This window comes from Streptomyces misionensis (assembly GCF_900104815.1).
Taxonomy (GTDB): domain Bacteria; phylum Actinomycetota; class Actinomycetes; order Streptomycetales; family Streptomycetaceae; genus Streptomyces; species Streptomyces misionensis.
Genome location: NZ_FNTD01000004.1, coordinates 7,307,279 through 7,332,287, shown reverse-complemented (window position 1 = coordinate 7,332,287; position 25,009 = coordinate 7,307,279). Strand labels below are relative to the sequence as shown.

Below are 25,009 nucleotides of genomic sequence, written 5' to 3'. Positions count from 1 at the left end.
CCTGCGAAGACTTACCGGAATTAGGCAAAGGAGCACCGGACGCACCGGAGCCGTTCAGGAAATCCCGAATTCCTTGCCGAGCAGATCGAATACTTCGTCGTCCGTGGCTGATTCCAGATCACTGCCGCCCATGTCAGGGCCTTCCTGGTCCGACGTCCTGCCGGATTCACCGGCGACCGCCAACAGGTTCTGGAGCTTTGACAGGATCAGGTCGCGAGCTCGACTCTCTGACAACTTCGTGACCAATTCTTGTTCGACCCTCTCCAGATCGGCAAGTAGGGAATCCACTAAAGCCGGTTCGGCCGCGTCCGCCGTCTCCGCGCGCACATGCCGGGCGAGGAGAGCGGGTGTCGGATGGTCGAAGACCAGTGTCGCGGGGAGCCTGAGCCCGGTGACCTTGTTGAGCCGGTTGCGCAGTTCGACGGCCGTGAGGGAGTCGAAACCCAGGTCCTGGAAGGCGTGTTCCGGCCGGACCGTACGATCCGACGCGTGCCCCAGGACGGCGGCCACCTCGGCCCGCACCAGGTCCAGCACGGTCTTCTCCCGCTCCGCAGCGGGGAGCCCCGCCAGGCGCTCCGACAGCGGCTTCCCGGTGGAGGCGCCGGTCGGCGGGGTCCTGCGGGCGGCCGTGGCCGGCACGAGGGCGCGCAGCACCGGCGGTGTCTCACCGGCGCGCAGCGCCCCGGTGTCGATGCGCGCCGGGGCGAGAGCCGCCGCGTCCGAGGCGAGTGCCGCGTCGAACAGGCGCAGCCCCTCCTCCGGCGGCAGCGGCAGCACGCCGCTGCGCGCCATGCGCGCCCGGTCGGCCTCCGCGAGGCCGTCCGTCATCGCCCCGGGCTGCTCCCACACGCCCCAGGCCAGCGAGGTGGCGGGCAGCCCCGCACGGCGCCGGTGCGCGCAGAAGGCGTCGAGGAAGGAATTCGCCGCCGCGTAGCTCGCCTGTCCGGCGCCGCCGACCGCCGCGGCGATGGACGAGAACACCACGAAGGCGGCCACGTCCCGGTCCCGGGTGCACTCGTGCAGATTGAGCACGGCGTCCACCTTGGGACGGAAGACCTCCCTCATCCTCTCCGGTGTGATCGAGGCGACCACTCCGTCGTGGAGCACGCCCGCGGTGTGCACGACGGCCGACAGCGCCTGCCCGCCGAGCCCGTCCAGCAGCTCGGAGACGGCCGCCCGGTCCGCGACGTCGCAGGCCGCCCAGGTGACCTCGGCGCCCGCTGCGGCGAGTTCGGCCGCCAGCTCGGCCGCACCGGGCGCGTCCGCGCCCCGGCGGCTCGCCAGCAGCAGCCGGCGCACCTTGTGCCGGGCCACCAGGTGCCGGGCGACGAGCGCGCCCAGCGATCCGGAGGCGCCGGTCACCAGGACCGTGCCCCCGGCGAGGTCCGGTGTGCCGGTGCCGGTGCCGGTCTCCTCGACCAGGCGCGGTACGAGCACCTTCCCGTCGCGGACCGCGAACTGCGGCTCACCGGAGGCGAGTACGGCGGGCAGCGCGCCGACCACGTCGTCGGTGTCCTCGGCCTCCGCCAGCACGAACCGGTCCGGATGCTCCGACTGCGCCGACCGCACCAGCCCCCACACCGCGGCATGCGCCAGGTCGTCCGGACGCGTCACCAACGCCAGCCGCCCCGCACGCTCCTGCGCCACCCACCATTGCAGCAACGCCAGCACCGCACTCGCCGTACCGTGCACACGGTCGGCGGACTCCGTACCGGACCCCACCGGGCACGGCACGACCGTGACCACGGCGACGTCGGGCAGGTCCGGCTCGGCGGACAGGGCGGCCAGGTCCGCGTAGCGCCGCACATCGAGGGCGGTGGCGGCCTCGGTGAGGGTCGCCGGCCGCCATGCGAGGGCGAACAGCGCGTCGTCGGCGCGGCCGACGGAGCCGCCCGCCGCCCGTAGTTGCTCCCGCGACACCGGCCGCAGCGACAGCGAGCCGGCCGTGGCCACCAGAGCGCCGGAGGCATCGGCCACGGTCAGCGACACCGTGTCCGTGCCGGTACGGGAGACCTTGACCCGCAGCGCCGTCGCGCCCGTGGCCCGGACGCCCACCTCGGACCAGGCGAAGGGCAGCAGCGGCCCGTCGCCGACGGGGACCAGCCCGCCCGCGCCGATCGCGTGGAGCGCGGCGTCCAGCAGCGCCGGGTGCACGGCGAACCCGTCCGCGCCCGTGCCCTCGGGGAGGGCGACTTCGGCGAGGACGTCGTCCCCGCTGCGCCACACCGACCGCAGCCCTTGGAAGACCGGCCCGTAGTCCAGCCCCACGCGGGCCATGTCCTCGTAGAACGCGCCCAGTTCGACGGCCTCGGCGTCCGCCGGCGGCCACACGCCGAGGTCCGCGCCGCGCGGCGGCTGGGGCGGCTCGTCCCTCAGGAAGCCGACCGCGTGCCGCACCCACGGTACGTCGTCGGGGGCGTCCTCCGGTCGCGCGTGCACGCTCAGCGCGCGCCTGCCCGGCTCCTCCTCGGCGCCGACCCACACCTGTACGGCCACACCACCGCGCTCCGGCACGAGCAGCGGCGCCTCCAGCGTCAGGTCCTCGACCTGTGCGCAACCGGCCTCGTCGCCCGCGCGCACCGCCAGCTCCACGAGCGCGGTGCCCGGCAGCAGCACGCTGCCCATCACCGTGTGGTCGGCGAGCCACGGATGCGTCCTGAGCGAGAGCCGCCCGGTGACCAGGAACCCGCCGGCACCGGGCAGCGCGACGGCCGCCCCGGCCAACGGGTGCCGCGCCGCGCCCAGCCCGAGCCCGGTGGCGGCGTCGGCGCCGGTGAACTCCTCGGGGGGTTCGAGCCAGTAGCGCTCGTACTGGAAGGCGTAGGTGGGCAGGTCGACGCGGCGGGCGCCGGGGAAGAAGGCGTGCCAGTCCACTTCGGTGCCCTGGACGTGCAGTTCGGCGAGCGCGGTGACGACGGCCTGCGGCTCGGAACGGCCGGCGCGCAGTACGGGAATGGTGACGATGTCGTCCACACAGCCCTGCGCCATCCCGCTGAGGACACTGCCCGGACCGATCTCCACGAAGGTCCTCACGCCCAGCTCGTGCAGGGTACGGACGCCATCGGCGAACCGGACCGCCTCACGGACGTGCCGCACCCAGCACTCCGGGGTGTACGACTCCGCCAGACGACCCGTGAGGTTCGAGACGACCGGAATTCGGGGGTCGTTGAAGACCAGCCCACCGACGACCTCCTCGAACTCCTCCAGCATCGGATCCATCAGGGGGGAATGGAACGCGTGGCTGACCTTCAGACGGGATGTCTTACGGCCCCGCTCCCCGAATACCTCGGCGACCGCCAGGACGGCACCCTCGGCGCCCGAAACCACCACCGACTGCGGGCCGTTGACGGCCGCGATACCCACCTCATCGGTCAGATAGGGCAGTACTTCGTCCTCGGACGCCTGCACCGCCACCATCGCACCGCCGATTGGCAACGCCTGCATGAGACGGGCCCGCGCGGACACCAACTTCACGGCGTCCTCCAACGACAGCACACCCGCCACATGCGCCGCCGCGATCTCCCCCACAGAATGACCAGCCACGTAATCCGGTCGGACACCCCACGACTCCAGCAGCCGGAACAGGGCGACTTCGACCGCGAACAACGCGGGCTGCGTCCAACCCGTCCGGTTCAACTCCTCGGAATCGACATCGACCGGCGCCTCCAAGAGCCCGCACACCTCGTCGTAGGCCGCCGCGAACACCGGATACGACGCGTACAACTCGCGCCCCATACCGACCCGTTGCGACCCCTGCCCCGAGAACAGGAAGCCGGTCTTCCCCCTGGTGGCCGGTTCGCCCAGGACGACCCGGGTGGAGGGAGACCCGGCGGCCAACGCACGAACGCCTGCCATGAGTTCGTCCCGGTTCACCCCCACCACCGCGGCCCGGTGCTCCATGGCCGAGCGGGTGGTGGCGAGCGAGAAGCCGATGTCGGCCGGCCGCGGGTTCGCCTCCGGGGCCAGGGACAGCAGGCGCTCCGCCTGGGCCCGCAGCGCCGCCTCCGTACGACCGGACAGCACCCACGGCACGACCGCTCCGGGCTCGGGACCGAGCGGGGGCTCCACCGTGTCCGGGGACTGTTCGACGATCACGTGGGCGTTGGTGCCGCTGATACCGAAGGACGATACGGCGGCTCGGCGCGGCCCGTCCCCCGGGGACCACTCGACGGCCTCGGTCAGCAACCGGACGTCACCGGCCGACCAGTCCACGTGCGGGGTCGGCTCGTCCGCGTGCAGGGTCCGCGGCAGCACACCGTGCCGCATCGCCATCACCATCTTGATCACACCGCCGACACCGGCGGCGGCCTGGGCGTGGCCGATGTTGGACTTGAGGGACCCCAGCCACAGCGGCCGCTCCGCCGGCCGGTCCTGCCCGTAGGTGGCCAGCAGTGCCTGTGCCTCGATCGGGTCGCCCAGCTTCGTGCCCGTGCCGTGCGCCTCGACCGCGTCGACCTCGGCGGGCGACAGGCCCGCGTTCTCCAGTGCCTGCCGGATCACCCGCTGCTGGGATGGCCCGTTGGGCGCCGTGAGCCCGTTCGAGGCACCGTCCTGGTTCACCGCCGTACCCCGGACCACCGCCAGCACCCGGTGCCCGTTCCTCCGGGCATCGGACAGCCGCTCCACCAGCAGCATGCCCGCGCCCTCGGCCCACCCGGTGCCGTCCGCCCCGGCGCCGAACGCCTTGCAGCGGCCGTCCGCGGACAAGCCGCGCTGCCGGCTGAACTCCACGAACGTCGAGGGCGTCGCCATGACGGTGACGCCGCCGACCAAGGCCATGCCGCACTCGCCGCCGCGCAGTGCCTGGGCGGCCAGGTGCAGCGCCACCAGCGAGGACGAGCACGCCGTGTCCACCGTGACCGCCGGGCCCTCCAGACCGAAGGTGTACGAGACCCGGCCGGAGGCGATGCTGCCCGCGCTCCCGCTGCCCAGGTAGGCGTCCATGCCGTCCGGAGCCGTTTTCACGCGTCCGCCGTAGTCGTGGTACATCACCCCGGCGAAGACACCGGTACGGCTGCCCCGCACCGTCGCCGGATCGATCCCGGCCCGCTCGAACGCCTCCCACGCCGTCTCCAGCAGCAACCGCTGCTGCGGGTCCATCGCCAGCGCCTCACGCGGGGAGATCCCGAAGAAGGCCGGATCGAACTCGGCGGCCCGGTGGAGGAAGCCGCCGTGGCGCACGTACGACTTGCCGGAGCGGTCGGGGTCGGGGTCGTAGAGGTTCTCGACGTCCCAGCCGCGGTCCTCGGGGAAGCCCGAGATCGCGTCGCCGCCGGAGGCGACGAGCCGCCACAGGTCCTCGGGCGAGCGCACGCCACCGGGGAACCGGCAGGCCATGCCCACGATCGCGATCGGCTCGTCCGCCGCGTCGACCGCGGCGACCGGAGCCTTTGCCCCCTCCTGGACGCCCAGTGTTCCGGCCAGCAGGAAGCGGGCGAGCGCGACGGGCGTGGGGTGGTCGAAAACCATGGTCGCGGGCAGCCGCAGTCCGGTCGCCGCGTTCAGCCGGTTGCGCAGTTCCACCGAGGTGAGCGAGTCGAAACCGGCGTCCTGGAAAGCGTGTTCGGGCCGCACGGCCTGTGCCGAGGCGTGGCCGAGCACGGCGGCGGCCTCGGTGCGCACCAGGTCCAGCACCACCTGCTCGCGCTCGGCTTCCGGCAGCCCGGCCAGCCGCTCGCCCAGCGATCCCTTCGGCGCGGTCCGCGCGGTACGCCGTACCGGCGCGACCCGGGCCAGGGCGCGCAGTATCGGCGGCGCCGTCTCCCGCAGCCCGCTCAGGTCCAGTCGCAGCGGGGCGACGGCGGCCCTGTCCAGGGCGGACGCCGCGTCGAACAGCCGCAGGCCCTCGTCCACGGCGATGGGGGCGAGGCCCACCCGCTTGAGCCGGACGAGGTCCGTCTGGTCGAGGCGGCCTGCCATGCCGCCGCCCTGCTCCCACAGGCCCCACGCCAGCGATGTGGCGGGCAGCCCCCGGGCACGGCGGGCTTCGGCGAAGGCGTCGAGGAAGGTGTTGGCCGCCGCGTAGTTGCCCTGTCCGGCGCTGCCCAGGATGCCGGACACCGAGGAGAAGACCACGAACGCCGACAGGTCGCCCGTCAGCTCGTCGAGGTTGAGCACGGCGTCGACCTTCGGGCGCAGCACCTTCGCCAGGCGCTCGGGGGTGAGCGTGTCGAGGACGCCGTCGTCGAGGACGCCGGCCGTGTGCACCACGGCGGTCACCGGGGTACCGGACAACACCTGCGCGAGAGCGTCCCGGTCCGCCGCGTCACAGGCCGCCCAGCGCACGTCGGCGCCCGCGGCGGCCAGTTCCGCCCCCAGTTCCGCCGCGCCCTCGGCGCCCGCGCCGCGCCGGCTCATCAGCAGCAGACTCCGTACCCCGTGCTCGGCGACCAGATGCCGGGCGACGAGCCCGCCCAGCGCCCCGGACGCACCGGTCACCAGCACCGGCCCGGACCCGAAGTCCGGTGTTTCGGACGCGACTTCGGGAGCCTTCAGCAGACGCGGTACGAGCACCTTCCCGTCGCGGACCGCGAACTGCGGCTCACCGGAGGCGAGTACGGCGGGCAGCACACGGACCACGTCCTCGGTGTCCTCGGCCTCCGCCAGCACGAACCGGTCCGGATGCTCCGACTGCGCCGACCGCACCAGCCCCCACACGGCTGCGTGTGCCAGATCGCCCCGACGCGTCACCAACGCCAGCCGCCCCGCACGCTCCTGCGCCACCCACCATTGCAGCAACGCCAGCACCGCACTCGCCGTGCCGTGCACACGGTCGGCGGTCTCCGTGCCGGGGTTTGTCGGGCACGGCACCACGACGACGTCCGGTGTCCCTTCCGACTCCCGCAGCGCGTCGAAGTCCGCGGCCGTCCCGATCACCGGTTCCTCGGTGACGGAGACAGGCGTGAACGGCGTCCACTCCAGCCCGTACAGCCCGCCTTCGCGACCGATACCGCGCACCTGCTCCGCCGGGACGGCCCGCAGCGACAGCGCCTCGATCGAGGCCACCGGGTCACCGGCGCCGTCGGCCACGGCCACGGTCACCGCGCCGTCGGCCGTCCGCGACAGCTTCACCCGCACCATCGCGGCACCGGCCGCCTGCACGAAGACGCCGGACCACGCGAACGGCAGGACCGGACCGTCGTCCAGTGACACCAGCCCACCGGCGGCCAGTGCGTGCAGGGCGGCGTCCAGCAGCGCCGGGTGGAAGGCGAACGCCCCTGCCTCGGCGGCGGGTTCCGCCGGCAGCTCGACCTCCGCGAAGACGTCGTCCCCGCCCCGCCACACCGAGCGCAGCCCTTGGAAGACCGGACCGTAGTCCAGCCCCGCGCGGGCCATCTCCTCGTAGAACGCGGTCAGTTCGACGGCCTCGGCACCCGTCGGCGGCCACACGCCGAGATGCGTGCCCTGCGGTGCCTGCGCCGGGGACAGCACACCCGTCGCGTGCCGCAGCCACGAGCCGTCCTCGACGCGCGAGTGCACGCTCAGCTGTCGTCGGCCCGACGCGTCCTCCGCGCCGACCGCCACCTGGAGGGCGACACCGCCGCGCTCGGGCACGACCAGGGGAAGCTCAAGGGTGAGGTCTTCGACGCATCCGCACCCCGCCTCGTCGCCCGCCCGGATCGCCAGCTCCACGAACGCGGCACCGGGCAGCAGCACGGTCCCGTTCACGGTGTGGTCGGCGAGCCATGGGTGGGTTCCGAGGGACAGCAGCCCGGTGAGCAGGACGCCGTCGCTGTCGGCCGTCGCGATCGACGCTCCGAGCAACGGATGATCCGCCGGCCCCTGGCCGACAGCCCGGACGTCACCGGACGCCCGGGGGACGTCCAGCCAGTAGCGCTCGCGCTGGAAGGCGTAGGTGGGCAGATCGACCCGCCGGGCTCCTGGGAGAAGGGCGTGCCAGTCCGGGGAGATGCCCTGGGTGTACAGCTGTCCAAGTGCGGTGACGAGTGCGTACGGCTCGGGGCGGCCGGCGCGGAGTGCGGGGACGGCTACGACGTCGTCCACACAGCCCTGCGCGAGGGCGCTCAGCACTCCGCCGGGGCCGATCTCCACGAACGTCGACACGCCCAGCTCATGCAGGGTACGGACACCGTCCGCGAACCGGACCGCCTCACGGACGTGCCGCACCCAGTACTCCGGGGTGTACGGCTCCGCCAGGCGACCGGTGAGGTTCGAGACGACCGGGATTCGGGGGTCGTTGAAGACCAGCCCACCGACGACCTCCTCGAACTCCTCCAGCATCGGGTCCATCAGCGGGGAATGGAACGCGTGGCTGACCTTCAACCGGGAGGTTTCGCGGCCCTGTTCGGCGAAGACCTCAGCGACCGCCGACACCGCGTCCTCGGCACCCGAAACCACCACGGACCGGGGACCGTTGACGGCCGCGATCCCTACCTCTTCGGTCAGATAGGGCAGTACTTCGTCCTCGGTCGCCTGGACCGCCACCATCGCCCCACCGGCAGGCAACGCCTGCATGAGACGGCCCCGCGCGGACACCAACTTCGCCGCATCCTCCAGCGACAGCACACCCGCCACATGCGCGGCGGCGATCTCCCCCACCGAATGGCCAGCCACGTAGTCCGGTCGGACACCCCACGACTCCAGCAACCGGAACAACGCCACCTCAACGGCGAACAACGCGGGCTGCGTGCAACCCGTCTGGTTCAGCTCCTGCGAATCGACAGCGACCCGCGCCTCCAAGAGCCCGCACACCTCGTCGTAGGCCGCCGCGAACACCGGATACACCGCATACAACTCACGCCCCATCCCAAGCCGTTGGGAACCCTGCCCGGAGAACAGGAACCCGACCTTCCCCCCGACACCACCACCCACCGACCCGCCACCGGAAGCAACCGCCTCCAAACCCTCCCGCAGTTCCTCAAGCCCCTCCCCCACCACCGCCGCACGACGCTCCAGCACCGCACGCGACGCCCCCAGGGAGAACGCCACATCCTCCGGACGGGCTCCCGCACCCCCCGCACCGTCCAAGAAGGACAGCAACCGAACCGCCTGCGCCCGCAGCGCCGCGTCACTCCTCGCCGACAGCACCCACGGGACGACCGCGCCCGAATCCGGCGCCCAGGTCTCCTCGGGCGCGCCGGGGGCCTGTTCGACGATCACGTGGGCGTTGGTGCCGCTGACCCCGAAGGAGGACACGCCTGCCCTGCGCGGGTGATCCGTCTCCGGCCAGTCGACGGTCTCGGTCAGCAGCCGTACCTCGCCCGCCGACCAGTCCACGTGCGGGGTCGGCTCGTCCGCGTGCAGGGTCCGCGGCAGCACACCGTGCCGCATCGCCATCACCATCTTGATGATCCCGCCGACACCGGCCGCGGCCTGCGCGTGCCCGATGTTCGACTTCAGCGAGCCCAGCCACAGCGGCTGCCCCTCCGGCCGCTCCCGGCCGTACGTCGCGAGGAGCGCCTGTGCCTCGATCGGGTCGCCCAGCGTCGTGCCCGTACCGTGCGCCTCCACCGCGTCGACCTGGGCGGGAGACAGTCCCGCGTTCGCCAGTGCCTGCCGGATCACCCGCTGCTGGGATGGCCCGTTGGGCGCCGTGAGCCCGTTCGACGCACCGTCCTGGTTCACCGCCGTACCCCGGACCACCGCCAGCACCCGGTGCCCGTTCCTCCGGGCATCGGACAGCCGTTCCACCAGCAGCATGCCAGCGCCCTCGGCCCACCCGGTGCCGTCCGCCCCGGCGCCGAACGCCTTGCAGCGGCCGTCGGCGGACAGGCCGCGCTGCCGGCTGAACTCCACGAACACGGACGGGCCCGCCATCACCGTGACGCCGCCGACCAGCGCCATGCCGCACTCGCCGCCGCGCAGCGCCTGGGCGGCCAGGTGCAGCGCCACCAGCGAGGACGAGCACGCCGTGTCCACCGTGACCGCCGGGCCCTCCAGACCGAAGGTGTACGAGACCCGGCCCGAAGCGACGCTGCCCGCGCTGCCGTTGACGAGGTAGCCCTCCAGCCCGGCCGGCGAGGTGCGCACCCGTCCGCCGTAGTCGTGGTACATCACCCCGGCGAAGACACCGGTACGGCTGCCCCGCACCGTCGCCGGATCGATCCCGGCCCGCTCGAACGCCTCCCACGCCGTCTCCAGCAGCAACCGCTGCTGCGGGTCCATCGCCAGCGCCTCACGCGGCGAGATCCCGAAGAACTCGGCGTCGAAGTCAGCCGCGTCGTGGAGGAAGCCACCCTCGCGGGTGTAACTGGTGCCCCACTGCTCGGGGTCGGGGTCGTAGAGGTTCTCGACGTCCCAGCCGCGGTCCTCGGGGAAGCCCGAGATCGCGTCGCCGCCGGAGGCGACGAGCCGCCACAGGTCCTCGGGCGAGCGCACGCCACCGGGGAACCGGCAGGCCATGCCCACGATCGCGATCGGCTCGTCCGCCGCCGTGGCGGCCGGGGCGAACGTCGCGGGCACGGCTGCCGCCGCCTCGCCGGTGCCCGCGGCCTCGGCGGTGAGGAAGCGGGCGAGGGCGAGCGGGTTCGGGTAGTCGAAGACCAGGGTGGCGGGCAGGCGCATGCCGACGGCCGCGTTGAGGCGGTTGCGCAGTTCGACGGCGGTCAGCGAGTCGAATCCGATGTCCTGGAACGGGTCGTCCGCGCCGACCGATCGTGCGCCCGCGTGACCGAGCACGGCGGCGACCTCGGTGCGCACCAGGTCCAGCACCACCTGCTCGCGCTCGGCTTCCGGCAGCCCGGCCAGCCGCTCCCCCAGCGATCCCTTCGGCGCCGTCCGCGCCGTGCGCCGTACCGGTGGGACGCGCACCAGGGCGCGCAGCACCGGCGGCACGGGCTGTGCCCGTCCGTCGCGGAAGACGGACGTGTCGAGACGGACCGGGGCGAGGGCCGCCCGGCCCGTGGCCAGTGCCCGGTCGAACATCCGCAGGCCGTCGGCCGCCGGGATCGCGGCGAGGCCCATGCGCCCGATGCGGGCGAGGTCCGTGTGGCCGAGGCCGCCGGTCATGGTGCTGTCGCCGTCCTGCGCCCACAGGCCCCACGCCAGCGACGTGGCCGGCAGGCCCGCCGAGCGGCGGTGCTCGGCGAGGGCGTCGAGGAAGGTGTTGGCCGCGGCGTAGTTCGCCTGGCCCGGTGTGCCCAGGATGCCCGCCACCGAGGAGAAGAGAACGAACTCGACGGTCCTGCCGGGGAGTTCGGCCGTCAGGTCGTGCAGGTTCAGTGCAGCGTCCACCTTCGGGCGGAACACGGCGTCCAGTCGCTCGGGGGTCAGCGAGCCGATGACTCCGTCGTCCAGGACGCCGGCGGTGTGGACGATCGCGGACAGGTTCTGCCCGGGCCCGGACAGCAGTGCGCGGACGGCGTCACGGTCGGCCATGTCGCAGGCCGCCCAGGTGACCTCGGCGCCCTGCGCGGTGAGTTCGGCGGTGAGTTCGGCGGCGCCGGGCGCGTCCCCGCCGCGGCGGCTGACGAGCAGCAGGCTGCGGACGCCGTGCTCGGCGACCAGGTGCCGGGCGAAGAGCCCGCCGAGGCCACCCGAGGCACCGGTCAGCAGGACGGTGCCGGAGCCGAGTCCGGACGGCTCGGGTCGCGCGTCCGGCGCGGCGACACGGACCAGCCTCGGCACTCGTACCTCGCCGTCCGCGGCCACCCGGGCCTGCGGCTCGCCCGACGCGAGCAGGCCGGGCAGCACCCGGCCGAGCCCGCCGTCGGCGTCGGCACCGGCACCGGCACCGGCACCGGCGGGAGTCTCGACCAGCGTGACGCGGTCGGGGTTCTCGGTCTGCGCCGAGCGCACCAGTCCGTGGACCGCGGACTGGGCGAGATCGCCCGTGCGCGTCACGAGGACCAGCCGCGCCGGACGTTCCTCGGCGAGCCACCACCGCAACAGCTCCAGCACGGCGTGGGTGACCTCACGGACCCGGGTGGCCAGGTCCGCGTCCGTCCCGCTCGGACAGGGCACCACCACGGCATCCGCATCGGCGTCCGCCTCCGCCTCCGTCTTCGTGTCCGCGTCGGTGGACGGGGCGGCGGCCCGCAGGGCGGCGAGGTCCGCGTACGTCTCGATCCTCGTGCCGGCCGGCGCGGCCGGCAGGTCGACCCGCGTCCACTCCAGGCCCAGCACCGCGTCGTCGCCGCGCGAGCCGGCGTGGAACTGGTCGGGGGCCACCGGGCGCAGCGTCAACGCATCGACCCCGGCGACGGGTTCACCGGTGCCGTCGGCCAGCAGCAGGGACACCGTGCCGGTGCCGACGCGCGAGACCTTCACTCGCAGGCCGCAGGCTCCGGCCGCCGCGAGGCGCACCCCGCTCCAGGCGAACGGCAGCAGCCCGTTCCCCGTCCGGGCCTCGGGCTCGACCGCGCCCAGCCAGACGGTGTGCAGGGCGGCGTCGAACAAGGCGGGGTGCAGGCCGTATGCGCCCGCGTCCGCTCCCTGCGCGCCGGGCAGTTCCACCTCGGCGAAGAGGTCGTCGCCGTTCCGCCATGCGGCGCGTAGCCCCTGGAAGAGGGGGCCGTAGTCGAGGGCCATGCCGGCGAGGCGGTCGTAGAACCCTTCGACGTCGACCGGCCGCGCCCCCGCGGGCGGCCACACGGCGAGCGAGCCGCCCAGGGGCCCTTCCGTGGCGACCGTCAGCGAGCCGGAGGCGTGCCGGACCCATGCCCGTGGGGAGTCGTCTGCGTCGTCCTCCCGCGAGTGCACGGTCAGTGGTCTGCGGCCCGAGCCGTCGTCGGCGCCGACGCGCACCTGGAGGGCGACGCCGCCGCGCTCGGGCACCGGCAGCGGTGTCTCAAGCGTCAGTTCCTCCAGCAGGTCGCACCCGACGGCGTCGGCGGCGGTGAGCGCCAGTTCGACGAACGCGGTGCCCGGCAGCAGGGCGACCCCGCCGACGCGGTGGTCCACCAGCCACGGGTGCGTGTGCGCCGAGATCCGCCCGGTGAGCAGGTGCCCGTCACCGTCGGCCAGCGGCACGGCGGCGCCGAGGAGCGGATGACCGGCCTCGCCCTGCCCCACCGCGCGCAGGTCCCCGGCGGAGGTGGGGGCGTCGAGCCAGTACCGCTCGCGCTGGAACGCGTACGTGGGCAGGTCGACGCGGCGGGCGCCGGGGAAGAAGGCGTGCCAGTCCACTTCGGCGCCGTAGACGTGCAGTTGGGCGAACGCGGTGGTGAGCGCCTGTGGTTCGGGGCGGTCGGTGCGGAGCGCGGGGATGGCGACGACGTCGTCCACGCAGCCCTGTGCGAGGGCGCTCAGTACTCCGCCGGGGCCGATCTCCACGAAGGTCGTGACACCCAGCTCGTGCAGAGTCTGGACGCCATCGGCGAACCGGACCGCCTCGCGGACGTGCCGGACCCAGTACTCCGGGGTGTACGGCTCCGCCAAGCGGCCGGTGAGGTTCGAAACCACCGGAATGCGCGACTCGTTGAAGACCAGCTCGCCAACGACCGCCGCGAACTCCTCCAGCATCGGTTCCATCAAAGGGGAATGGAACGCGTGGCTGACCTTCAAGCGGGACGTCTTACGGCCCTGCTCCCCGAATACCTCGGCGACCGCCAGGACGGCATCCTCGGCGCCCGAAACCACCACGGAGTGCGGGCCGTTGACCGCCGCGATCCCTACCTCGTCGGTCAGGTACGGCAGCACCTCGTCCTCGGTCGCCTGCACCGCCACCATCGCCCCACCGGCAGGCAACGCCTGCATGAGACGGGCCCGCGCGGACACCAACTTCGCAGCATCCTCCAGCGACAGCACACCCCCCACATGCGCCGCCGCGATCTCACCCACAGAATGACCGGCCACGTAATCCGGCCGTACACCCCACGACTCCAACAGCCGGAACAACGCCACCTCAACGGCGAACAACGCGGGCTGCGTCGAACCCGTCCGGTTCAGCTCCTCCGAGTCGACGTCGACCGGCCCCTCCAGCAGCGCACACACCTCGTCGTACGCCGCCGCGAACACCGGATACGCGGCATACAACTCACGCCCCATACCGACCCGTTGCGATCCCTGCCCGGAGAACAGGAACCCGACCTGGCCCGCCGGTTGGGCGCGTCCGGAGACGGCGTTCGCCGCCGGTTCGCCCGCCGCGAGGGCCGCCAGTCCCGCCCGCAGCTCGGCCGGTTCGGCGCCGATCACCGCGGCCCGGTGCTCCAGTGCCGACCGGGTGGTGGCCGAGGAGAATCCGGTGTCGACGGGCGACACGTCATCGGTCGCGAAGGCCAGCAGGCGCTCCGCCTGGGCCCGCAGTGCCACGTCGCTCTTCGCCGACAGCACCCACGGCACGGGCACCGGGCGGTGGGTGCGGACCGGTTCGCCCGGGGCCGTGGGGGGCGCCTCTTCGATGATCGTATGGGCGTTGGTGCCGCCGATGCCGAAAGACGAGATCGCGGCCCGGCGGGTCCTGGCGGTCCGGGGCCAGGGCACCGGCTCGGTCAGCAGCCGTACGGCGCCCGCCGACCAGTCGACATGTGTGGTCGGCTCGTCCACGTGCAGGGTCGGCGGCAGCACGCCGTGCCGCATCGCCAGCACCATCTTGATCACACCGGCGACGCCCGCGGCGGCCTGGGTGTGCCCGATGTTGGACTTGACCGAGCCGAGCCATACGGGCCGGTCGTCGGAGTGTTCCTGCCCGTACGTGGCGAGGAGTGCCTGGGCCTCGATCGGGTCGCCGAGCCTGGTGCCCGTGCCGTGGGCCTCGACGGCGTCCACGTCGGCCGGCGTCAGTCCGGCGGAGGCCAGCGCCTGCCGGATCACCCGCTGCTGCGAAGGACCGTTGGGCGCCGTCAGACCATTGGACGCACCGTCCTGGTTCACCGCACTGCCCCGCACCACCGCCAGCACCCGGTGCCCGAGGCGCCGCGCATCAGACAACCGCTCCACCAGCAGCAGCCCGACACCCTCACCCCAGCCCGTGCCGTCCGCACCGGCCGCGAACGCCCTGCACCGCCCGTCCGGCGACAACCCCCGCTGCCGGCTGAACTCCACGAACAGATCCGGTGTGGTCATCACGGTGACGCCGCCGACCAGGGCCATCGTGCACTCGCCGCCCCGCAGGGCCTGCGCGGCGAGGTGGAGGGCGACCAGCGACGAGGAGCACGCCGTGTCGACCGTGACCGCCGGGCCTTCGAGCCCGAACGTGTAGGAGAGGCGTCCGGAGACCACCGAGGCCGCCTTGCCGGTGAGCGCGTACCCCTCGGTCTCCTCGGGAGCGTTGCGCAGCGCGCCCGCGTAATCCTGGCCGTTGGTGCCGATGAACACGCCGGTACGGCTGGCGCGGACGGACGCGGGGGCGATGCCGGCGCGTTCGAACGCCTCCCACGCCGTCTCCAGCAGCAGCCGCTGCTGCGGGTCCATGGCCAGCGCCTCGCGCGGGGAGATCCCGAAGAGGCCGGCGTCGAAGCGATCGGCGCCCTGGAGGAAACCGCCCTCGCGCGCGTACGTCTTGCCGGGCCGGTCGGGATCGGGGTCGTAGAGCGCGTCGATGTCCCAGCCGCGGTCGGTGGGGAAGCCGGAGATCGCGTCCCGGCCGGAACCGAGCAGTTCCCACAGGTCCTCCGGCGACTGGGCGCCGCCGGGGAAGCGGCAGCTCATGCCGACGATCGCGAGGGGTTCGTCGGCCGCGGCGACGGCGGTCGACCGCTCGGTGTCCGCCGTCTGCCCGGACCCGCCGAGGAGTTGCTCGCCCAGGTGCCGGGCGAGGGCGGCGGGGGTCGGATGGTCGAAGACCAGGGTGGTGGGCAGTTTGAGGCCGGTGGCCGTGCCGAGCCGGTGGCGCAGTTCGACGGCGGTGAGCGAGTCGAAGCCGGTCTCGCGGAACGTCCGGTCCGCGTCGAAGGCTCCCCTGCCCGAGTGGCCGAGCACGGTGGCGGCCTGCTCGCGGACCAGGTCCAGCAGGATGCGGGCCTGGTCCCCGGGTGTGGCGTCGAGGAGCCGCCGGACCAGCGCGGACGCGGGCACGTCGGCGGTTCGCGCCTGCCTGGCCCGGGCTTCCAGTGCTTCGCGGGCCTCGGGGACGCCGCGCAGCCACGGACACGGGCGCGGCCCGGCGAAGGCCGTGACGAAACGGTCCCAGTCCACGTCCGCGACGGTCACGGCGGTCTCGCCGTGGGTCAGCGCGTCGTGCAGTGCGGCGATCGAGGACGGGGCGGTGATCGGCCGTACGCCGCGCCGCCGCAGGTGGTCGCCGGCGGCGCCGTCGGCCATGCCGCCGTCCGCCCACGGTCCCCAGGCGACGGCCAGCGCGGGCAGGCCCTGCGCACGGCGCTGCTCGGCCAGGGCGTCGAGGAAGGCGTTCGCGGCACCGTAGGCGCCCTGTCCGCCGTTGCCCCAGACACCGGTCATCGAGGAGAAGAGCACGAAGGCGTCGAGGTCCGGGCGGTCCCGGGTCAGTTCGTGCAGGTGGCGTGCCGCTTCCACCTTGGGGCGCAGCACGCGGTCGAGGCGCTCGGGGGTGAGGGATTCGACCAGGCCGTCGTCGAGTACGCCCGCGGTGTGCACCACGGCGTCGACGGGGTGCCGGGCGAACAGGTCGGCGAGTGCGTCCCGGTCGGCCGCGTCGCACGCGACGACCGTGACCCGTGCCCCCAACTCCTCCAGTTGTGCCCTGAGTTCGGTGGCGCCGGGAGCGTCCGGGCCCCGGCGGCTGGTGAGCAGCAGGTGCTCGGCACCGGCCCCGGCGACCCAGCGGGCGACGTGCCCGCCGAGCGCCCCCGTGCCCCCGGTCACGAGCACGGTGCCGCGCGGCGACCAGGGTGCGGCCGGCGATGCCGTGCGCTGCGGGGCGCGCACGAGACGGCGGCCGTGGACACCGGAGGCGCGCACGGCGAGCTGGTCCTCGTCGCCCTGGCCGAGCAGGCCGGCCAGGCGCTCCAGCGCGCGGGGGCCGGGCTCGGCGGGCAGGTCGACGAGCCCGCCCCAGCGCTGCGGCTGTTCCAGGGCGACGATCCGGCCGAGGCCCCAGAGCAGGGCCGAGCCGGGGTCGGTCAGCGGGTCCGTCGGGCCGGTCGACACCGCGCCGCTGGTCAGGCACCACAGCGGGGCCTCGATCCCGGCGTCGCCGAGCGCCTGGACGAGCAGGACGAGCCGCTGGAGGGCGCCCGCCCCCGCTTCTCCCGGTGGCGCGGCGAACACGATGCCGTCGGCCTGCTCGTGCCCGCCGTCGGCCAGCGTCCGGGCGAGCGCGTGGCGGTCGGTGTCCTCGGCCACGGCGAACGGCACGAGGGCGACACCGAGTCCGGTGAGTCCGGCACGGATCTCCTCGGTCCAGGCGGTCTCCCCGCAGACCGCGTAGAGCCAGGTCCCCGAAGGTACGGTCCCGACCGTGCCGCCGAGCGGCTGCCAGCTGATCCGGTACCGCCGGCCGTCCACGGCGGACCGCTCGCGCCGCTGCCTGCGCCAGGCCGACAACCTGGGCGCGACGGCTTCCAGTTCGCCGGGCTCCAGACCCAGCAGCGCGCCGAGGGACGCCGGGTCCTGGCGTTCGACGGACTCCCAGAACTCGGCGTCCTCCGGAGCCCCGCCGGGCGCGGTCCGGGGCGCGTCGAGCCAGTAGCGCTCGCGCTGGAAGGCGTAGGTGGGCAGATCGACCCGCCGGGCTCCTGGGAGAAGGGCGTGCCAGTCCGGGGAGATGCCCTGGGTGTACAGCTGTCCGAGGGCGGTGACGAGTGCGTACGGTTCGGGGCGGCCGGCGCGGAGTGCGGGGACGGCTACGACGTCGTCCACGCAGCCCTGTGCGAGGGCGCTCAGTACTCCGCCGGGGCCGATCTCCACGAACGTCGACACACCCAGCTCGTGCAGCGTCCGGACACCGTCCGCGAACCGGACCGCCTCACGGACGTGCCGTACCCAGTACTCCGGGGTGTACGGCTCCGCGAGGCGACCGGTGAGGTTCGAGACGACCGGGATTCGGGGGTCGTTGAAGACCAGCCCACCGATGACCTGCTCGAACTCCTCCAGCATCGGGTCCATCAGCGGGGAATGGAACGCGTGGCTGACCGTGAGACGGGATGTCTTACGGCCCTGCTCCCCGAATACCTCGGCAATCGCCAGGACGGCATCCTCGACGCCCGAAACGACCACCGACTGCGGGCCATTGACCGCCGCGATACCCACCTCTTCGGACAGGTACGGCAACACCTCGTCCTCGGACGCCTGCACCGCCACCATCGCACCGCCCGTTGGCAACGCCTGCATGAGACGGGCCCGCGCGGACACCAGCTTCGCAGCGTCCCCGAGCGACAACACACCCGCCACATGCGCGGCGGCGATCTCCCCCACCGAATGGCCAGCCACGTAGTCCGGTCGGACACCCCACGACTCCAGCAACCGGAACAACGCCACCTCAACGGCGAACAACGCGGGCTGCGTCGAACCCGTCTGGTTCAGCTCCTCGGAATCGACATCGACCGGCCCCTCCAAGAGCCCGCACACCTCGTCGTAGGCCGCCGCGAACACCGGATACACCGCATACAACTCACGCCCCATCCCGAGCCGTTGCGACCCCTGCCCGGAGAACAGGAACCCGACCTTCCCCCCGACACCACCACCCACCGAACCGCCACCGGAAGCAACCGCCTCCAAACCCTCGCGCAGTTCCTCAAGCCCCTCCCCCACCACCGCCGCACGACGCTCCAGCACCGCACGCGACGCCCCCAGGGAGAACGCCACATCCTGCGGACGGGCTCCCGCACCCCCCGCGCCGTCCAAGAAGGACAGGAACCGAACCGCCTGCGCCCGCAGCGCCGCGTCACTCCTCGCCGACAGCACCCACGGAACCGGTCCCGCGACGGCCGCCGTTTCCTGGGCGGGCTCTTCGTCCGGCTCGGCCTGCTCGACGATGACGTGGGCGTTGGTGCCGCTGATGCCGAAGGAGGACACCGCGGCCCGGCGCGGTCCGCCGTCCGCGGGCCAGTCCACGGCCTGGGTGAGCAGTCGTACGCCGCTCGCCGACCAGTCGACGTGCGGGGTCGGCTCGTCCGCGTGCAGGGTCCGCGGCAGCACACCGTGCCGCATCGCGAGCACCATCTTGATCACGCCGGCCACGCCCGCCGCGGCCTGCGTGTGGCCGATGTTGGACTTCAGTGAACCGAGCCACAGCGGCCGTTCCTCCGATCGCCCACGGCCGTACGTGGCGATGAGGGCTTCGGCCTCGATCGGGTCGCCGAGGCGCGTGCCGGTGCCGTGCGCCTCGACGGCGTCGACGTCGGCGGGCGTGAGTCCGGCGGCCGTCAGGGCCTGGCGGATGACACGCTGCTGGGAGGGGCCGTTGGGGGCGGTGAGGCCGTTCGACGCGCCGTCCTGGTTGACCGCGCTGCCCCGGACGACGGCCAGTACCTCGTGCCCGTTCCTGCGGGCGTCGGACAGCCGCTCCACCAGAAGCATGCCGACGCCCTCCGCCCAGCCGGTGCCGTCCGCCCCGGCGCCGAACGCCTTGCAGCGGCCGTCCGCCGACAGACCGCCCTGGCGGCTGAACTCCACGAACATGCCCGGTGTGGACATCACCGTGACGCCGCCCGCGACGGCCAGTGAGCACTCGCCGCCGCGCAGCGACTGCACGGCCAGGTGCAGGGCCACCAGGGATGACGAGCAGGCCGTGTCGACCGTGACCGCCGGCCCTTCGAGACCGAAGGTGTAGGCGACCCGGCCGGAGGCGACGCTGGTCGTCGTGCCGGTCAGCAGATAGCCCTCGGCGCCGTCGGCAGGCTCGTGCAGGCGAGGGCCGTAGTCCTGTGCCGTCGCGCCGACGAACACGCCCGCCCGGCTGCCGCGCAGGGTGGCCGGGTCGATGCCGGCGCGTTCGAAAGCCTCCCACGCGGTCTCCAGGACCAGCCGCTGCTGGGGGTCGATCGCGGCGGCCTCGCGGGGGCTGATGCCGAAGAAGGCCGCGTCGAACTCGGCGGCCTCGTGCAGGAAGCCGCCGTAGCGGGTGGCGGAGGCGCCGGGCCCGGGGGCGCGGAGCGCCTCGATGTCCCAGCCGCGGTCCGTGGGGAACCCGGAGACGGCGTCGCCCGCGGAGGCGAGCAGCCGCCACAGGTCCTCGGGGGTGTGCACGCCTCCGGGCAGCCGGCAGCTCATGCCGATGATGGCGATGGGCTCGTCGGGGTCGGCCGCCGTGGTGGGCGCGCCGGCCGGCGCGTCCTCGCCGCTCGGGGACCCGGCGGCGAGGTGGCGGGCGAGGGCGGCCGGGGTCGGGTGGTCGAACAGCAGTCCGCTGGGCAGGCGCAGACCGGTTGCCTCGCCGAGCCGGTCCCGCAGTTCGACGGAGCTGAGGGAGTCGAAGCCGAGATCCTTGAACGTCCAGTCGGTCTCGACCTGGCGGCTGTCGGCGTGGCCGAGGACGGCGGCGATGTGGGCGCGGACCAGGTCGAGCACGGCGTCGGCGCGCTCGGCCCCGGGGAGTGCGGCCGGTCGTGCGCCCGGCGCTCCCGCGGGGGTGTCGGCGTTCACTTCCGTCCCGGTGGGGGCGGCGGGTCGCGGGGGCGCCGGGGTCTGGGCGGTGCCGGCGCCGTCCAGCCAGTACCGCCGGCGTTCGAACGCGTAGGTGGGGAGCGGGACCTTGCGGCGGGTGCCACGCCCGCCGCCGAACACGGCGTCCCAGTCCGGTTCCACGCCATGGACGTGCAGGGCGGCGACGGCCGTCAGCAGGGCTTCCGCCTCGGGGCGCCGGGCGCGCAGGACGGGGACGCACAAGGCCGCGTCGGCGGTGCCGAAGCGGACGAGGGAGGTGAGCACTCCGCCGGGGCCCAGCTCCAGGCAGGCGCGGACGCCGTGCGCGTCGAGGCAGGCGACGCCGTCGGCGAAGCGCACCGCCTCGCGCACGTGCCGGACCCAGTACGCGGCCGTGCGCCCTTCGTACTCCGACGGGTCCCGGGACAGCCGGCCCGTCACGTTGGACACGACGGGAATGCGCGGGGTGTGGAAGGTCAGGCCCTCGGCCACCTCGCGGAACTCCGCCAACATGGGTTCCATGTGCGGGGAGTGGAAGGCGTGGCCGACCCGCAGCCGGCTGGTCTTGCGGCCGAGGGCGGCGAAGGCGTCGGCGATCTCCGTGGCGAGGTCGTCGTCGCCGGAGACGACGACGGAGTCGGGGCCGTTCACCGCGGCGATGCTCACGCGGTCCGTGCACTCACCGATGCGGGCACGGACCTCCGCCTCGGTGGCCTGCACGGCGATCATGGCGCCGCCCGGGGGCAGCGCCTGCATCAGCCGGCCGCGCGCGGCCACGAGGGCGCAGGCGTCGGGGAGGGAGAGGACGCCGGCCACGTGCGCGGCGGCGAGTTCGCCCACGGAGTGGCCCATGAGCACGCCGGGGGTGACGCCCCAGCCCTCCAGCACCCGGTACAGGGCGACTTCGAGGGCGAACAGCGCGGTCTGGGTGTAGAGGGTCCGGTCGAGTTCGGCGGCCTCCGCAGTGCCTTCGGGGGCGAACATGACCTCGCGCAGCGGCCGGGGCAGCAGCGGGTCGAGGTGTGTGCACAGGTCGTCCAGCGCGGCGGCGAACGCCGGTACGGTGGCGGCGAGTTCGCGGCCCATACCGGCGTGCTGGCTGCCCTGGCCCGGGAAGAGGAAGGCGAGTTCGCCGCGCGGACCGGTGCGGCCCGTGGTCAGCGCGGAGTCGATGCCGCCGGTGGACAGCTCGCGCAGGGCACGCAGGAAGTCGTCGCGGTCCCCGCCCACGACGACGGCCCGGTGGTCGAAGGCGGTGCGGCCGGTGGCCAGCGACCAGCCGGTGTCGGGCAGCGCGAGGCCGGGGTGCGCCTCGGTGTGGGCGAGCAGGGCGGCGGCCTGAGCGCGCAGCGCGGACGCGGTCTTCGCGGACAGCGGCCACAGGGTCGGCGCCCCGCCCCCGCCCCGGCCCCGCTCCCGGCCCGCACCCGCTTCGGCGGCGGCGTCACCGGTACGGGCGCCGGCCGTCTCCCCGTCCGCGCCCCTCGCCCCTGGCCCCTGAGCCGTCGCCGTCGTCCGGTGCTCCGCCAGTACGACATGGCAGTTGGTGCCGCCCATGCCGAACGAGCTGACGCCGGCCAGCAGCGGCCGGCCGTCCTCGGCGGTCCACGCGGTGTGCTCGGTCTGCACCCGCAGGTTCAGCCGCTCCAGCGGGATCGCGGGGTTCGGGGTCTCGTGGTTGAGGCTGGCGGGCAGTTCGCGGTGGTGGAGGGACAGCACGGCCTTCAGCAGGCCGGTGATGCCGGCGGCGCCCTCCAGGTGGCCGACGTTGGTCTTGGCCGAGCCGACCCGCAGCGGGTCGCCGGGCTCACGTCCGGCGCCGAGGACGGCGCCGAGCGCGGCGGCCTCGACGGGGTCGCCGACCTTGGTGCCGGTGCCGTGCAGTTCGACGTAGCCGACGTGGGCGGGGTCGGTTCCGGCCCGTTCGTAGGCGAGCCGGAGCACCTGCTCCTGCCCGGACCGCAGGGGCACCGTCAGCCCGTCGCCGCCGCCGTCGTTGTTGACCGCGCTGCCGCGGATCACGCAGTAGACGTGGTCGCCGTCCGCGACGGCCCGGGCGAGGGGCTTGAGGACGACCAGTCCGCCGCCCTCGCCGCGGACGTAGCCGTTGGCGCGGGCGTCGAAGGTGTAGCAGCGGCCGTCGGGGGACAGCCCGCCGAACTTGGCGGCGCCCACGGTGCTCTCGGGCACGATGTTGAGGCTCACCCCGCCCGCGAGGGCGACGGTGGACTCGCCCTTGCGCAGGCTCTCGCAGGCCAGGTGGACCGAGACCAGGGAGGAGGACTGGCCGCAGTCCACGGTCAGGCTCGGGCCGTTGAGGCCGAGGAAGTACGAGACCCGGTTGGCGATGATGCCGCGGTGCAGGCCGGTGACGGTGTGCGGGGAGATGGCGGTGAGTCCGGAGCGGTGGTGCAGGGTCGCGTAGTCGTCCCAGATGGCGCCGACGAAGACCCCGGCGCGGGTGGCGCGCAGCGTCTCGGCGCGTACCTGCGCGTCCTCCAGCGCTTCCCAGGCCAGTTCCAGGACGAGCCGCTGCTGGGGGTCCATGGCGGCGGCCTCTTTCGGGGAGAGACCGAAGAAGGCGGCGTCGAAGTGGCCGACGCGGTCGAGGAATCCGCCCCGGCGGATGTCGGTCCTGCCGGGTGCGGCCGGGTCGGCGTCGGCCACGGCGGCGGCGTCCCACCGGTCCGGGGGCACGTCGGTGATCGCGTCCGCGCCGTCGCCGAGCAGCCGCCAGAAGGCGGCCGGGTCGGGGGCCCCCGGCAGTCGGCACGCCAGGCCGACGACCGCTATGCCACCGGCCGCGTCAGCCGCGGCCGAACCGGCCCGATCACCCATTCCGTTGAGCTCGGACTCGACCATATTGAACTCCACCCGCCCACACAGAGAAGGAAAAGACACCGCACCGTGGCGGGCCGGGGCACGAAAGATCGGCGCAGTCGATCGGTACGGCCGGACGGCAACTGGTCACGGTGTGGGTTGTGGGTCCAGTCTCGGTCCCCGGGCCGCGCTCCGCCGCCGCGGCGGATCGGTTCTAGGGGAATCCCCAATGACCCTGGTGTTCACGGGCATTGACGTCCGGCGGCATCTCTAAGGAAAACCCTAGCCGCAGTCGTGGGAGAACTGCACCTTACACAGCCTCCCTCAATTCTCCTTCGACAAGGTCACGGGTCTTCCATGGTGTATTCGCAAGCAGCCGGGAATCGCTCGGCGCGGCCGTTTCCCACGGCGCGCCCCATAGGTTGTCCTTTCGATCCGCCGGCCCCCTTCGGCGAGGCGCGCGAGGAATGCCCGATGACCCCGCTGCGGTACCCCGACGGGCACATCGGCCACCTGGTCACCGGGCTGGGGGCCGCGCGGTCCGTGCTGGCCGACCCCCGCTTCAGCTCCCTGCCCGCGGGGAAGCGTTCCCCGGTGAAGGTGCCGGGCTCCGAGCTGAGCACCGACGCGCTGCCCGCGGGCATGTTCGTCAACATGGACCCGCCCGAGCACACCCGCTACCGCCGTCTGCTGAGCAAGCACTTCACGATCCGCCGCGTGCGCGAACTACGCCCCCTTATTCAGGAGTTGACGGATCGTCTGCTGGACGGGATGGCGGCCGAGGGCGGCCCGGCCGACCTGGTCAAGGCCTTCGCCAAGCCGCTGCCCACGCTGGTCACCTCCGAGCTGCTCGGCCTGCCGGAGACGGACCGCGCCGAGTTCGGGCGGCACGTCGACGTGCTCTTCAGCCTCTCCACCAGCGGGGAGGAGATGCAGCAGTCGATGGCGACGCTCGGCGGCATGCTGCACGCCCTGATCGCCGCCGCGCGCGAGAACCCGGGCCCCGACATCCTGGGCAGGCTCACCGTCGAGACCGACCTGAGCGACGAGGAACTGCTCGGCATCACCATCGTGCTCCTCATCGCCGGGCTGGAGACCACCACCAACATGCTGGCGCTGGGCACCTACGCCTTGCTCCGCCACCCCGGGCAGCTGGCCGCGCTGCGCGCCGACTGGTCGCTCCTGGACGACGCGGTCGAAGAGCTGCTGCGTTACCTCAGCGTGGTGCAGATCGGTCCGATCCGCGTCGCCGCCGAGGACTTCGTCTTCGAGGGGCGGCCCGTCCGCAAGGGAGAGGTGGTCACGGTGTCACTGCCCGCGGCCAACCGCGACCCGCTGGGCTTCGAGGACCCCGACACCTTCGACATCCGCCGCGGCACGACCCGGCACGTGGCCTTCGGCAACGGCCCCCACCAGTGCATGGGCCACCACCTGGCCCGCCTCGAACTCGCCGTCGGCTACGAGTCGTTGCTGCGCCGCTTCCCCCGGCTGGAGCTAGCCGCCGCGGCCGAGGAGATCGGCACCCGGGAGATGATGGTGACGTACGGCGTCCGCGAACTGCCCGTGCGCTGGTGAGCGGAGTCCGCCGATGAGGATCGAGATCGACGAGGACCTCTGCTGCGGCGCCGGCAGCTGTGTGCTGGCCGCCCCCACCGTCTTCGACCAGAACGACGACGACGGCACGGTGATCCTGCTCGACCCCGTCCCCGGCGCCGAGCTGCGGACGGCGGTGCGAGAGGCCGCCGCCCGCTGCCCGACGGCGGCCATCAGGGTCGTATGACGCGGG

The 25,009-nt window shown here is 73.6% G+C and carries 3 protein-coding genes; 2 read left to right on the top strand and 1 reads right to left on the bottom strand.

The window, feature by feature from the left end:
- Positions 1–54 precede the first annotated feature (54 nt).
- The gene (locus BLW85_RS34305; protein WP_074995142.1) at positions 55–23,265 is read right to left on the bottom strand and encodes a type I polyketide synthase; all 23,211 of its coding nucleotides are present in this window, start codon (positions 23,263–23,265) and stop codon (positions 55–57) included.
- Positions 23,266–23,697: 432 nt separating this feature from the next.
- Here BLW85_RS34305 and BLW85_RS34300 point away from each other — a divergent pair, with 432 nt between their 5' ends.
- On the top strand, positions 23,698–24,798 hold the full coding sequence (locus tag BLW85_RS34300) for a cytochrome P450 (RefSeq protein WP_244174963.1): 1,101 nt from the start codon (positions 23,698–23,700) through the stop codon (positions 24,796–24,798).
- Between the two features lie 13 nt (positions 24,799–24,811).
- A complete protein-coding gene (locus BLW85_RS34295; RefSeq protein ID WP_074995138.1) occupies positions 24,812–25,003 on the top strand; it encodes a ferredoxin in 192 nt (63 codons plus the stop codon).
- The last annotated feature ends 6 nt before the right edge of the window (positions 25,004–25,009 follow it).